The organism is Methylacidiphilum kamchatkense Kam1 (assembly GCF_007475525.1).
GTDB classification, from domain to species: Bacteria; Verrucomicrobiota; Verrucomicrobiia; order Methylacidiphilales; family Methylacidiphilaceae; genus Methylacidiphilum; species Methylacidiphilum kamchatkense.
On the sequence record NZ_CP037899.1, the window covers coordinates 1,108,450 to 1,121,739 of the forward strand.

11 protein-coding genes and 1 tRNA gene are annotated in these 13,290 nt (G+C 39.2%); 5 read left to right on the top strand and 7 right to left on the bottom strand.

Going from position 1 to position 13,290, the window contains the following annotated elements; all coding sequences use genetic code 11:
* Nucleotides 1-40 precede the first annotated feature (40 nt).
* Together hemB and kam1_RS05210 are read left to right on the top strand one after the other, a co-directional pair.
* Nucleotides 41-1,051 carry a porphobilinogen synthase gene (gene hemB, locus kam1_RS05205; protein WP_039722010.1) on the top strand — a complete coding sequence of 337 codons (1,011 nt, stop codon included), beginning with the start codon at nt 41-43 and terminating at the stop codon, nt 1,049-1,051.
* Between the two features lie 10 nt (nt 1,052-1,061).
* Nucleotides 1,062-3,638, top strand: coding sequence for a [protein-PII] uridylyltransferase family protein (locus kam1_RS05210; protein ID WP_039722011.1), 2,577 nt, complete (start codon nt 1,062-1,064; stop codon nt 3,636-3,638).
* Here kam1_RS05210 and rnc read toward each other — a convergent pair.
* The 4 genes from rnc to rdgB are packed head-to-tail and all read right to left on the bottom strand — an operon-like array spanning nt 3,577 to nt 6,566.
* Entirely contained in the window at nt 3,577-4,305 is a 729-nt protein-coding gene (rnc, locus tag kam1_RS05215) for a ribonuclease III (protein ID WP_039722012.1), read from the bottom strand. The genes kam1_RS05210 and rnc overlap by 62 nt on opposite strands.
* A 32-nt stretch (nt 4,306-4,337) precedes the next feature.
* Nucleotides 4,338-5,261, bottom strand: coding sequence for a tyrosine recombinase (locus kam1_RS05220; protein WP_052250541.1), 924 nt, complete (start codon nt 5,259-5,261; stop codon nt 4,338-4,340).
* 10 nt (nt 5,262-5,271) lie between these two features.
* A complete protein-coding gene (locus tag kam1_RS05225; protein ID WP_039722013.1) occupies nt 5,272-5,976 on the bottom strand; it encodes a sugar phosphate nucleotidyltransferase in 705 nt (234 codons plus the stop codon).
* Entirely contained in the window at nt 5,973-6,566 is a 594-nt protein-coding gene (rdgB, locus tag kam1_RS05230) for an RdgB/HAM1 family non-canonical purine NTP pyrophosphatase (protein WP_039722014.1), read from the bottom strand. Before rdgB ends, kam1_RS05225 begins: the two co-directional genes overlap by 4 nt.
* Nucleotides 6,567-6,747: 181 nt before the next feature.
* Here rdgB and kam1_RS05235 point away from each other — a divergent pair, with 181 nt between their 5' ends.
* Nucleotides 6,748-7,119 (top strand): gamma-glutamylcyclotransferase family protein, encoded by a 372-nt coding sequence (locus kam1_RS05235; protein ID WP_268747089.1) that lies wholly within the window; start codon nt 6,748-6,750, stop codon nt 7,117-7,119.
* Between the two features lie 361 nt (nt 7,120-7,480).
* On the opposite strand, the gene kam1_RS05240 is transcribed toward kam1_RS05235, so the two are convergent.
* The 3 genes from kam1_RS05240 to kam1_RS05250 all read right to left on the bottom strand — a co-directional run bounded on the left by kam1_RS05240 (nt 7,481) and on the right by kam1_RS05250 (nt 10,898).
* Nucleotides 7,481-8,809, bottom strand: a complete 1,329-nt coding sequence (locus kam1_RS05240) for a hypothetical protein (protein WP_039722015.1) — start codon at nt 8,807-8,809, stop codon at nt 7,481-7,483.
* Nucleotides 8,810-8,878: 69 nt separating this feature from the next.
* Complete coding sequence (locus tag kam1_RS05245) at nt 8,879-9,991, bottom strand: SMI1/KNR4 family protein (protein ID WP_039722016.1); 1,113 nt, start codon at nt 9,989-9,991, stop codon at nt 8,879-8,881.
* 349 nt (nt 9,992-10,340) lie between these two features.
* Complete coding sequence (locus kam1_RS05250) at nt 10,341-10,898, bottom strand: hypothetical protein (RefSeq protein WP_039722018.1); 558 nt, start codon at nt 10,896-10,898, stop codon at nt 10,341-10,343.
* 866 nt (nt 10,899-11,764) lie between these two features.
* Between kam1_RS05250 and kam1_RS05255 the strand changes: the two genes are divergently transcribed.
* Nucleotides 11,765-11,836, top strand: a tRNA-Val gene (locus kam1_RS05255).
* Nucleotides 11,837-12,191: 355 nt separating this feature from the next.
* Complete coding sequence (gene tal / locus kam1_RS05260; protein ID WP_039722108.1) at nt 12,192-13,277, top strand: transaldolase; 1,086 nt, start codon at nt 12,192-12,194, stop codon at nt 13,275-13,277.
* Nucleotides 13,278-13,290: the final 13 nt, after the last annotated feature.

The window sequence follows — 13,290 nt, forward strand, 5'->3', positions numbered from 1 at the left end:
CTTTCCACCTTTACTAGATTCTAAGTAATATTTAAAAGCTATGAAAGAAAAACAACTCGATCTATCGAGAAGGCCTAGAAGATATAGGGCAAGCAGACAAATTCGAAGCTTACTTACAGAAACCCAGCTGACAATCAGTGATCTGATTTGCCCTTTGTTTATTCAGGAAAAAAAAGGCAAGGAAGAGATTGGCTCGATGCCTGGCATTTTCAGGTATTCTTTAGAAAACCTTTTAGAAGTCTGTTCGGAACTCCGAGAAAAGGGGATTAATGCTGTGGCCTTATTTCCATGTGTTCCAAAAGAAAAAAAGGATGATAGTGGCTCTCTTGCTCTGGATCCAGAAGGATTAATCCCAAAAGCAGTTTCAGCGATCAAAAAAAACATTCCTGAGCTTCTTGTTATCACAGACGTTGCATTAGATCCATACACGACCCATGGCCATGATGGATTATGGAATGAACAGCTAGGCGATGTGGATAACGATGCGACTGTCGAAATATTAACAAAGATGGCGGTGATGCTTGGGAAAATGGGAGCTGATTTTGTAGCTCCTTCAGACATGATGGATGGAAGGGTCGGTCAAATAAGAAAGGCTCTCGATTCCGAAGGATTAACGAAAACAGGCATTCTTGCTTATTCAGCTAAATTTGCTTCAGCCTTTTATGGACCATTTAGAGAAGCGGTTGGTTCTGCAAGAAAAAGGGGATATTATCTTGATAAAATGACCTACCAACTTAATCCTTCCAATAGGAGAGAAGCATGTTTAGAAGCACTGCTCGATGAAAAAGAAGGTGCCGATATTCTCATGGTTAAGCCTGCTGGCCCCTATCTTGATATTATATACCAAATTAGACAAAATACCCTTCTGCCCGTAGCGGCCTATCAGGTATCGGGAGAGTATTCGGCAATTGTGGCTGCGGGCTTAAACGGTTGGCTAGATCCTAAAAAAGCTGCTATTGAATCGTTAGTAGCTATAAAACGGGCGGGGGCCGATATCATATTAACATATTTCGCTCAATCATTGGCAAAAGATCCTTCATTTAATCTTTAATTTGGAATGTATGGAAAATTTTGGTCGATTTGTAAACAAAGAGATAGCATTGGAAGCTTTTCAGGATTTTTCGGAGTTTGCTAGAACTCAATTCAAAGCTCATCCAGAATGGGAAGAGTGGCTGAAAAGTCCTGAAATTTCTGATCCTACCCATTACCGTGGTCTTGGTAGACTTAAAATCGATTGGGAAGAACTAGCAAATGGTTCTTTAAACTTACAAAATCGTATAGAGGCTTTAAAAAAGCTGAAACAAAGGGAAATTCTCCGAATCGGTTTTTTCGATTTTGCTCTTGTATGGAGTCTGGAAAAGGTACTAAAGGCTCTCTCTTTGCTTGCTGATTTTTCCATAGAGATCATTTTGGATCTGGCAAAAGCGCAATTGGGATTTCCAGCCTTGCCTTTTGCTATTTTATCCATGGGAAAGTTGGGTGGAAAGGAGCTCAACTACAGTTCAGATATTGATCTCTTATTTCTTCATAATGGGTCGAACGGTCATCATGATATGGCTAATCGACTGGGGAAAAAAATCGTTCAGCTCTTCTCAATGGCTTATGGCGGTTTCTATAGAATAGATCTCCGACTAAGGCCTGATGGGAATAGTGGGATACTTGTTCCATCGATCAAATATTGTGAATACTATTATTCGGCTTTGGGTGAGAGTTGGGAAAGAATGGCTTTGATTAAAGCAAGAAAATCGGCTGGAGACAGTGCTTTGGCTTATGAATTTGAAATTCTTCGCTCCCTATTTTCTTTTCCAAGGCATATCACTGAGGAAATGTTTGAAGAGGTTTTTGAAATAAAGTCGAGGATAGAAAAAGAACTTTTGGATGAATCTACCAAAAAAAGAAATATCAAACTTGGAGAAGGTGGAATACGAGAAATAGAGTTTATTGCCCAGTCCTTTCAAGTGGTATATGGAGCACGTTATCCCATTCTCCAGAGTAGGTCCACCCTCGAAACTCTGGAAGCCTTGACTGAATGCCAATTAGTTCCAAGAAAGGAAATGGAAGCACTTAAATTAGCCTATTATTTTTTTAGACAAGTGGAAAACAGACTGCAAATGGTGGCGGATCTTCAGACACACTTGATTCCTGAAAATACTGATCAAAAAAGAGCTATTGCCTCCTCTTTGGGTCTAGAGCTTGAGCTCTTTGAAGAAAAACTAGAAACATATCGAATGACTGTTCGAAGGTTGTTTTCATCGGTTTTCCCACTTTCAAAGGAAAAAGGAGAATCTATCTTTCATTTTGAAATCTTTCCTGATCCTCAAAAAGCCTATAAAGACATTCAATCTTTATTGGACAGTGATCCGATCAAGCCTTCTGCGCGTGCTTCGAAATCTTTAAAAAGGCTCTATCCAATCCTAGAAGAGACATTGAAAAAAACCGTAGATCCAAATCTTTGTTTAAGCCGATTTGTGCAGTTTGCTGAAAAATATGGGACCAAGGCGATGCTTTTTGAATCCTTCGCGTCAAGCCCCAAGGCACTGGAACTTCTTTTGCGGCTTTTTGATTCGAGTTCTTTTTTTACCGAAATTCTTTTGTCTCAACCAGACTTGTTTGAGGAAATATGCCGAAGCGATGGACTTTATACAAAGAAGACAGTCGAGGATTTTTTCAACGAATTGACCTGGATCAAAAAAGATCACCGGACCAAATATCGCCTTTATAGAAAAGGGGAACTCTTCAGGATATTTTTGAGAGATATCCTTGGAATTGCCTCTCTTGTTGACATAGAAGAGGAATATACAGCACTTGCCGAAGCCATTCTTAAGCATGCATGCAATCTTTGTCATGCACAGTCTAACGCAATCATTGGAGTGGGAAGGTTTGGGGGGAGAGAACTTGGATATGGTTCGGACCTGGATTGTCTCTTTATAGGGAATAATTTGAATGGAGCTTTAGAACTGAATCGTTTTGTTTCTGAAATGCTACCAAGTGGCATTCTCTACAATTTTGATTTTAGGTTAAGGCCTCATGGAGAAGGTCCCATTGTACTTGAGGAGGAAATGTATGAACATTACTACCGGTCTGTAGCCATGTTTTGGGAAATTCAAGCCTTACATAGAGCTCGCTTTGTTTGTGGAAACGAAGAACATGGTAGGAGATTTATCCGGTTTGTTGACGACTTGTGGGTAGATTGGAGTCGGAGAATCCCATGGAAGGAGTTTTTTGAACTCCGTGAGAAGATCCAAAAAGAAAGGGATAGTTCTGTACCTATTGAATGCCGGATCAAAACAGCACCAGGAGGTCTTATGGATATCGAGCTTGGATTCCAAATTTGGCTAATGGGTAAGCAAATACGAGAACCAAGCATGTGGAAAGCTTTTTTACTATTAGAAAAAGAAGATGCGCATACTGCTCGGTTAGCTAGAGAGGGCTATGTCTTTCTTAGGCGGATCGAATCGGTTATGAGGCGAGAAAGAAATAGCCCCATAACGGTATTGCCTTTAGACGAAATAGCAAAAGAAAAACTGGCTCGGATGCTTGGCTTTGATTCCAAAACCAACTTTATGGAAGCCTATTTCAGGACTCTTGAATCAAATCGGTTGGTGTTTGAGAAATTAACTTCTCAAAAGCTTCCTTAGCAGCTCGAAGTTCAGCTTCTTTCTTGCTTTTCCCCGATCCTTTACCTAAAACTTGATTTTTCCAAAGCACCTCCACTTCATACCATTTGTTGTGTGCTTCTCCGCTTTCCAAAACAATTCGGTAGACGGGCAGTTCCATTCCTTTTTTTTGTAAAAATTCCTGTAACAAGCCTTTTGAATTTTCATATTCTAAAAAAGCAGAGGGGTCTTTGTGTAATTCTACAAATAATGGCGAGAACAGTTGGAAGACAAAGGACTTTGCCTTTTCCCACCCTCCATCTAGATACAATGCTCCTATAACTGACTCTAGGGCATTAGCCAGATTCGAAGGTTTGGTTCTCCCTTGATTTTTTTCTTCCCCTTTTCCCAACCTTAAATATTTACCGATTCCTAAAGAAGAGGCCAATAGAGAAAGAACTTTTCGGCTGACCAATTTTGCCCTGAGTTTAGTCAGTTTTCCTTCATCAAAAGAGGGAAAAATTTCAAACAGCTTTTCTGTGATAGCAAGCCCCAAGACAGCATCTCCTAAAAATTCTAATCTTTGGAAATCTTTGCCCGTTGTTTTCATCGATTCAACAAAGTAGGAAGGATGCGTTAAAGCTTCTTCCAGTAATTGATTATTTCTAAATGTATGACCGAGTCTGTCTTCTAATTCTGCAAGATACATCGATACTATAATTTTTTTGTGATTAGTTACTTTTATATATTTTCATTAGCTCTGGGATGACAACGGTGATGAATCTCTTTAAGATGTTTTAAATTCACATGGGTATAAATTTGTGTGGTTGCTATGTTGGCATGACCAAGGAGTTCTTGGATAATCCTTAGATTGGCTCCGTTTTCTAAAAGATGGCTTGCAAAAGTGTGTCGAAAAAGATGAGGATAAACCCTTTTATCAACACCAGCCTGAGTAGCATACTGGATCACCAACTGCCGAATTCTGGATCGAGTTAAGGGTTTGCCAAGGCGACTTAGGAAAATTTCTCCCTCAGACTTCTTTTTCACAAAAAAATTTCTTCCTTTTAAAATATATTTATCAAGAGCTTCTTTTGCACATTTTCCTACAGGGATGGCTCTTTCTTTGTTCCCTTTTCCACAAACCCTTATTTGAGAACGTTCTGGGTTGTAAGCTTCTAACTTCAAGCTAATGAGTTCAGAGACTCTAAGACCGGAACTGTAAAGTAGCTCTAAAATGGCTTTATCTCTCCATCCTAAGGGATTGTTAGGGAATTCTAAATTAAGAATTTTTTCAATTTCTTTCTTTGTTAAAAACTGTGGCAATCGAGATTGGATGGAAGGAAGTTCTTTTTTGTATAATGGATTTTCCTTAATCTCATTTCGGTCTTTGAAAAATTGAAAAAAATGACGAAGGGCAATAATTATAATTTTTATGGAACTATGAGCTAGTCCCTTCTTACTCTCTTCTCTCAAAAACTGTTCCACATGACAGCTTTGGATTTTTTGAAGGGTAAGTTGTTGAGAAGCAGCCCAAAGGGCGAATTTTTCTAAAACTTGTCGGTAAAGTAGTTGTGTATTGACCGAGTGGCTTTTTTCTATAGCAAAATAGGCAAGTACTTTTTCTATATTTTCATTCCACCTATCAATAGCTGTACTTTGTTTCACAGTTTTTACTCTAAGAGTTTAATGAACCTAGGGTTTGTGGATCCCTTACGTCTACGCAACTACCAGCTATTAAAAAGCCATAGAGTTTGCCATGTTGAGAAAACATTCTTAAAGCATCTGTCAGCTCATATTCTCCGCGAGGGGATAGACTAAGGTTTTCCATAAAGTCGAAAATCTTTGGGCTTATTAAATAGATGCCTGCGTTGTAAAAGGCTCCTTTAGAAAGGGCAGGGTCTTGAGGTTTTTCTATAATATCAATAATTTGACCATCAGAACTTATAAAAACAGCCCCTCCCTTGGATAGGTCGTTTCCATCAGTCAATCCCACAAGCCCATCGCCTTTATATGCGCGAACCATCCGACCATATTCTCTACGGTCGCCTAAGAGAATATCTCCATAGGACAAAAAGAAAGGTTCATTTGAGATCAAATCCTTAGCAACCAGTGGGGCTTTTCCGGTTCCATCTTGTTTTTTTTGAAATCGGTAATCAATCTTTATGCCCAAAAATTGACCCTCTTTAAAATATTCTTGAATTTTCTCAGCTTTGTATCCAACGACTATACAAAAATGTTCGACCTTTGCTTCCTGATGCAGTCCCAGAATAATCCATTCTAGTATGGGCTTCCCTTTAACCATAAGCATCGGTTTAGGCAAGTCATGGGTTAACGATCCCATTCGAGTTCCTTTACCGGCAGCCAGAATAATCGCTTTCATTGCCACTTTTTTTCTTCAAGAAAAGCCTTTAATTGTTGACAAGCTTTTCCACGATGACTGATCATATCCTTTTGTTGTTCAGTCAGCTCAGCCATTGTTAACGAATATCCTTGAGGAATAAAAATAGGATCATATCCAAATCCTCTATGCCCTTTTGGTTCAGTTGCTATTATGCCATAACAAAAAGCAGTCGTTTCAAAAAGAATTTTTTTTTGTTTGACCAAGACCAACGAGCAAACAAATCTTGCGGATCTATCTAACGATTTTGCATTCTGGAGATTACGAAGTAGTTTTACAATGTTTGCTTTGCTATTAGCCTTTTCCCCCGCATATCGGCTTGAGTGAACCCCTGGTTCGCCCTTGAGAGAGGTAACTTCCAAACCTGAATCATCGGAAACAACCAGATCACTATATACGGCTGACAAAGCCATGGCTTTAAGTCGGGCGTTTTCTAAGTAGCTTGTAAAAGATTCTTGAGGCAAATATCGTCTGAGCTCTTCAGATAGAAGGACAACAACATTTGGGTAGAGAAGACGAGAAAATTCCTTCCATTTGTTTATGTTCGAAGAGGCCAATAGGAGTTTATGCATGCCTAAATAAAATTTTTCTATCTTGTTTCTATCCTTATAACATAGTCAAATTTTTCCTTTAGTCTTTTTCGCATGAATATATTATAGAAAAAAATAATATTTTTTAAAAAAAATATTAGCTTTAAATTATATTATAATAGAATTTCAATCATAATGTCAGTCAAAAAAAAATTCTATAAAGATATTTGTTTATGGAACATTGAGAAAAGGACAATGTAGGAATTCTATTTTGAGTTGTTGCGAGTTTATAGGATTAGGTATTTTATATCATTTCCTTATGTATGATTTGGGAGAATATCCTGCTATTATTCCTGGAAATGGAAAAGTCAAAGGAGAACTCTATGTTGTTAATAAAGAAATCTTGAAAGAACTCGATTATATTGAAGGAGTTCCTTTTTTGTTTAAAAGAGAAAAGGTGTGTATAAGATTGTTAAATTCTGAATATCATCAATTGGAAGCTTATGCATATGTATATTGTAACAAGATACAAAATAAACTATTAATTGAACATGGAGATTGGATAATATATAAAAAAAGCTTTTTTTCTGAATAAAAATTGATTTATTGCATTTTAAAAAGTAAATATTAAACTATTTTTTTATTGGCTGTCTTTTTTTGTCCGATGGGCTTCCAACTCAAAGATCCAAATGCCTTTTGCTAGAAGATCCTTTTGCCAGGTTCCTTACGCATTTCTTTTTGTCCTAGCGTTAGGATTTTTTTCTTTGCTCCATCCTCTCAGAAAGAAAATTTTCTTTTCCCAAAATTTTTACTCTTTTGATCCAATCCCTATTCCTTGATCGTCCAACCTAGAAGGACTTCACTAAGCTTTGCCACCTCCCCGTTGCAAGGAGCAAGCTCAAGCAAACAACAACCTATGGGTTCGGCTAAAAATGCGTTCGTTGGCGCATGATTCTTTATCTTTCCTTGCTTCTGTTCTCGATGGATTGTTGTTGAGGGGGAGGGGAGAAGAGAAAGGGTGTTGGTCTTTTCTCCTTTTGTATTTTCTCTATGCTTTTCTCTGGATCTTTTAGCTCTACGTTCCCATGGTAGCTTGCTAGGCCTATTTCCTGTTGGATTTTGGCAAGGCATTCTGCTACACTAAGGCCCTGTCTTGATTGAGAGGCGAGCCCTTTGGCCTCTTTTTCTTCCTTAGCTGCATCAGCTTTTTGTCCTGAGTCTTTTTCGAGTCCAAACGCTCTTCCTGTTGGCCTTTCTTTTTCCTCTGGCTTTTCCCTTTGTTTTTCTTTCTGCAGGGCCACTTGTTGGTCTTCCCTAGTGGCCGATGCGCTTGCTCTCACATATTCATGGTTAAAAGTGGGAGCAGGGGAAGAGAGTCGGTCCATGAACTCTTCGACTCTCTCCGAGGCTATGCTTCCAAAAAATCCACCCACCCCCATTCCTACTACTCCTCCAGCCATTGTCCCAATTCCAGGAAAGAGCACTGAACCGAAGATCGCGCCTGCTGACCCGCCAAGACTGCTTCCCATCAGAGGCAAACCAACCCTTGAGAGCGCTTTACCAAAAGATTGAGCCCAATGGCCTGTTTCCTTCCCCTCCCGAACAGCCGCTTTTGCTTCTTCGCCTATGCCTAAAAGTGTTAGGGCTGTTCCTATCCATCCGAAGAATTTACTCTTCTTGAGCGGCTTCGCTTTGTCTTTTAATTCATAGTTTTTTTCAACCTCTGCTACATGTTGCCCTACCTGCTCCTTCGAATAATTCTTAGGTTCGAGAATTTTTTGCTCGGTATTACCTACTTCATTTGCCGTAGCCATGGGATAGAAGAGTCCATTATCTTTATTATAACTATATCCAATGACTTGATGAATAAGCTGTGGATAACCAAGCTCTTGGCCCACTCCATCTTCAGGATAGCCTTGGTACTTATATCCTAGCGTTCTCAGTACCCTTTCATATACATCATCGATATGTTTGTTTTTAAAATCGTGAATTTCCTTTCGCATCAACACGAAATTATCCCAGGCATTGGGATCCTTTAGAAACCCGGAGAGAAAAGTAGGAATCGAATGATCTACTGTCCAGCCATCGGGCACCTTGCCTAATTTCATCTTGTCTATTTCCTTATTAGGAATCCCCAGCTGTTCCAATAAATTCCTATGTCTTGTCGCAAGCGTTTTGAGATATTCCTTTTTTACTTTATTTTCGAATTCAGCCTCTTTTTCCTTTACTTCTTTTGGGTGGATTCTTTTGACTCTAACGGGTTTCCAGGATTGTTCTTCGGGCATTGGGCATCTCCTTTTTTCTATTTATATAGGACATGCCCCCGCAGAACTGTTCTTTGCGTGCCAGCGTTTTCAATCACCAAATAAAAAAACTTCGGTTTTTAAAAAAGAAGAAAAATCGGAGTATTCCTCGCAAAATTCAGGATAATAGAAGTGGAGTTTGAAAAAGCACTGCCGGCGAGGATCATAACAGTACGTAATCTCTAGGAGATCTCTATCCTGCCCGAAGATGAAATACTGCAGGCGCTCCTCTTGCTTTTCGTCATACTCCTCTTCTTCTACTTTGCTCCTATAGTAGCGATTATGGGGAATGAGAAAGTCGCTGTTAAGAAACCGAAAAGGCTCCTCATGCTCTTCAGTCCTTAACCATTCGGTAGGGGAGTCTTCGTCGGGAATGTGGAAGAATATCGAATAGTCGGTACGGAAGCCGTTACTAAAGGCGAGAAACTTTTTATAAAACTCTGGAATCGGAAATCCAAATTCTTTAAGAAACCGGCGGTTTGCTTGCTCAATCGCCTTGAAAGAAGCGGGCGGAAGAAAGCTTCCTTCGATGGATAATTGTTCAGCCATTCGTGCTTTTTGAATCACCTGGATTTCCCGAGCTTCTAACAGTCTTGGAGCAGGCTCAAGATAACGAAAAAAATATTCCAGTTCGGCTTTAAGCAACGAGTACAAATCCGAATAAAAAATATTTTTCCCTTCGGGAGGAATCTTTTCTCCTTCAGGATAGAAAACCCCAAAATATCTTTCACTGCATCTTATGTAATAGCGCTTAGTCAAAGCATCGTAGAGATAGCTGCGATATCCGCTCTCGCCTAGCAATAGATGATGGGGGGGAGATAAGCTACAGAAGAAACTATCAGTTTTGAGATCGAAATTGCGAATGTAAAGATTGTTCCGAAAGATATTCTCATCGGTAAGGACTTCTTGTCTAAGCAATCGATTTGGGGAAAGAGGATCAGTAATATGATAAAACCTGCCATAGCCAAAACAAAAGCCATTGGCGGAAGCTAGCAGTTCTTTATAGTCTTGAGGCAGAGCGAGGCCAAATTCCTTCTGGCAGGCCAGGTCTATGGATTCTATTGCCTCAAGAGAGGCTGGCGGATTGATTTCAATATAAGGATGCTCCTTTTGAGAAGATTGGAGCCTTGCCAATAGGGTTTGTAATTCTGAAGCTGGGGGCATAATAAAATATAATAGTTAAACTCTTTTCTTTTATCATGGGCTGCTAGGCTTTTCTCAACTTTTTAGACTGAGTATCAACACGCTTCGTTAATCGTCCTTCCAGAAAAAACCTGAATTTTTGTCCTTCACAAGCTTAATATCTTTTGCTAGAAGATCCTTTCCTCAGGTTCCTTACGCATTTCTTTTTGTCCTAGCGTTAGGATTTTTTTTTTTCTTCGCTCCATCCTCTCAGAAAGAAAATTTTCTTTTCCCAAAATCTTTACTCTTTTGATCCAATCCCTATTCCTTGATCGTCCAACCTAGAAGGACTTCACTAAGCTTTGCCACCTCCCCATTGCAAGGAGCAAGCTCAAGCAAACAACAACCCCTGCTCCTTCGAATAATTCTTAGCTTCGAGAATTTTTTGCTCGGTATTACCTACTTCATTCGCCGTAACCACGGGATAGAGTCCTTTATTTCTATTATAATAATATTTAACTTGATGAATAAGCTGTGGATAACCAAGCTCTTGGCCCACTCCATCTTCAGGATAGCCTTGGTACTTATATCCTAGCGTTCTCAGTACCCTTTCATATACATCATCGATATGTTTCTTTTTAAAAGCGCGAGTTTCCTTTGGCATCAACACGAGATTATCCCAGGCATTGGGATCCTTTAGAAACCCGGAGAGAAAAGTAGGAATCGAATGATCTACTGTCCAGCCTTGGGGCACCTTGCCTAAATTTTTCATCTCGGTTATTTCATCATTAGAAATCCCCAGCTGTTCCAATAAATTCCTATGTTTTGTCGCAAGCGTTTTGAGATATCTCTTTCTTTCTGTTTTATAGAATTTATCCCTTTTTTCCTTTACTTCTTTTGGGTGGATTCTTTTGACTCTAACGGGCTTCCAGGATTGTTCTTCGGGCATTGGGCATCTCCTTTTTTCTATTTATATAGGACATGCCCCCGCAGAACTGTTCTTTGCGTGCCAGCGTTTTCAATCATCAAATAAAAAAAATTCGGTTTTTAAAAAAGAAGAAAAATCGGAGTATTCCTCGCAAAATTCAGGATAATAGAAGTGGAGTTTGAAAAAGCACTGCCGGCGAGGATCATAACAGTACGTAATCTCTAGGAGATCTCTATGCTGCCCGAAGATGAAATACTGCAGGCGCTCCTCTTGCTTTTCGTCATACTCCTCTTCTTCTACTTCGCTCCTATAGTCGCGATTATGGGGAATGAGAAAGTGGCGGTTAAGAAACTAAAAAGGCTCCTCATGCTCCTATCACTTTTTTTCTTAGATTTTTCTTCAATGCGTAGATACTCTTAGCCTATATTCATTTCTTTTTGTGCAATCGCAAGATAGAAAAGATCATTTAAGACCGAGTTAGTTCATTCAGTAAAGAAAGTTTATATAAAACTTAAAGATATACACAATGTATTTGAAATGATACTTTTACTCACTTTGCTGTGTGTTGCTTGCTCTTCCCAATCTTATAATTTTGCTATGATGCTATTTTTTTATCATTATCCCCATAAAGTAGAGAGTGACTGAGGCTAAAAATTCTAGACAAAAGCAAAAACCAAAAGAATTTTCGGATCCCGAAAAATTGCAAATGTTTTATGGGAGAGCAATCAGCTTGACAGCGATCAATTTCCGTATAAAACTCAGTATATCTTGTGGAGCCGTTTCCCAGATGATGTTAGGATAGGAATATCCTGAACTTAATGTATAGATGGGATTTTGCACTGCATTATTGAAGTAGGGAGCTCTACAACCTTACACATAAGAAAATTGCGCGGTTAGCTCAGTGGCAGAGCATCACCTTGACACGGTGGGGGTCACAGGTTCAAGTCCTGTACCGCGCAAAGAAAGTAGGAATTATTACTTTATTGCCGATTTTTCTGTAACTTATGTTGGCCATTGAGCCGACCTAAAGCCGTTTTATTGGATACCTACTGTTGACGATCTGACTTCCTCGCTTTCTTTTCAAGCGAATTGTACGTGTCCTGACCTTAGAACAAATATGGCCTTAGCTCTATTGCCGTTTTGCTTAAAAACCGCAGCCACGCTCGTAGACAGTACTAATCTCATGGACTAATCTCTCTAATGAAAGAATAATTATTTAGCTTTTGCAAAACGGCAGAAATAAAAAAATAGAAAGGAACTATTTTTCATCCCTTTTGTTTCTCCTTTTTAAAAGGAGCTTATAAGCTTGAGACTATGAAACCAACTCAAAAACTTCACGATTTAAGACAAAGCCTGTGGCTAGATAATATCTCTAGAGAAATGCTAGACAAAGGAGTGTTAAAAAAATACATCGATGAGTATTCTATTACTGGATTGACTTCCAATCCAACGATCTTTGACCACGCTATTGCTAGATCGCATTTTTATGATCACAGTATCCTCGAGTATTCCCATAAAGGATTAGAAGGAGAAGAGTTGTTTTTCCAATTGGCAATAGAAGATCTTAGAAGAGCAGCCGATCTTTTTTCTCCAATCTATGAACGCACTTTTGGCAAAGATGGATGGGTTTCCTTAGAAGTTTCTCCTTTATTGGCCTATGATGCTCAAAATACATTTTTAGAAGCTCAAAGACTGCATCAGGTATTTCAAAGACCAAATCTTTTTATAAAAATTCCTGGTACAAAAGAAAGTTTGCCCGCAATTGAAAAGTCCATTTTCCAGGGTATTCCAATCAATGTGACCCTTCTTTTCACACCTCAACATTACTTAGAGGCTGCTGAGGCATACATGAGAGGACTTGAAAGAAGAATTGCTGAGAGACTTCCATTGGAAAATGTTTTTTCTGTGGCCTCCCTATTTGTAAGTAGATGGGACAAGGCGACTATGAATAGGGTGGGGGATTCATTAAGAAATCAGTTGGGAATAGCCATTGCCAAAAAGACATATAAAGCTTATAGGGATGTTTTGGAATCGGATAGGTGGAAGCAGCTTGCTCAGAAAAAAGCCAATGCTCAATTACTTTTATGGGCTAGCACAGGGACCAAAGATCCTCAAGCTTCAGATATTCTTTATGTTAAAAATTTGGTAGCCCCTGACACAATTAATACCATGCCAGAAGAAACCCTTTTGGCTTTTGCTGACCATGGGCAGATTGGAGAAGTTTTGCCTAGAGATGGCGGGAATGCTGATGAAATTATCGCTCAGTATCATCAGCAAGGAATTAGGGTTGATGAGTTAGGCCAGCTGCTACAAAAAGAAGGGGCTGAATCATTTGTCAATTCATGGAATGATCTTTTAAGTTCTCTCAAGAAAAAAGCCTCCTTGTTAAGAGCCTTTTAATGAATTTTCCTTA

Bases quoted from the DNA above. Each gene is read 5' to 3' on its own strand.
- hemB (WP_039722010.1), top strand. From the start codon at position 41: ATGAAAGAAAAACAACTCGATCTATCGAGAAGGCCTAGAAGATATAGG.
- kam1_RS05210 (WP_039722011.1), top strand. From the start codon at position 1,062: ATGGAAAATTTTGGTCGATTTGTAAACAAAGAGATAGCATTGGAAGCT.
- rnc (WP_039722012.1), bottom strand. From the start codon at position 4,305: ATGTATCTTGCAGAATTAGAAGACAGACTCGGTCATACATTTAGAAAT.
- kam1_RS05225 (WP_039722013.1), bottom strand. From the start codon at position 5,976: ATGAAAGCGATTATTCTGGCTGCCGGTAAAGGAACTCGAATGGGATCG.
- rdgB (WP_039722014.1), bottom strand. From the start codon at position 6,566: ATGCATAAACTCCTATTGGCCTCTTCGAACATAAACAAATGGAAGGAA.
- kam1_RS05240 (WP_039722015.1), bottom strand. From the start codon at position 8,809: ATGCCCGAAGAACAATCCTGGAAACCCGTTAGAGTCAAAAGAATCCAC.
- kam1_RS05245 (WP_039722016.1), bottom strand. From the start codon at position 9,991: ATGCCCCCAGCTTCAGAATTACAAACCCTATTGGCAAGGCTCCAATCT.
- kam1_RS05250 (WP_039722018.1), bottom strand. From the start codon at position 10,898: ATGCCCGAAGAACAATCCTGGAAGCCCGTTAGAGTCAAAAGAATCCAC.
- tal (WP_039722108.1), top strand. From the start codon at position 12,192: ATGAAACCAACTCAAAAACTTCACGATTTAAGACAAAGCCTGTGGCTA.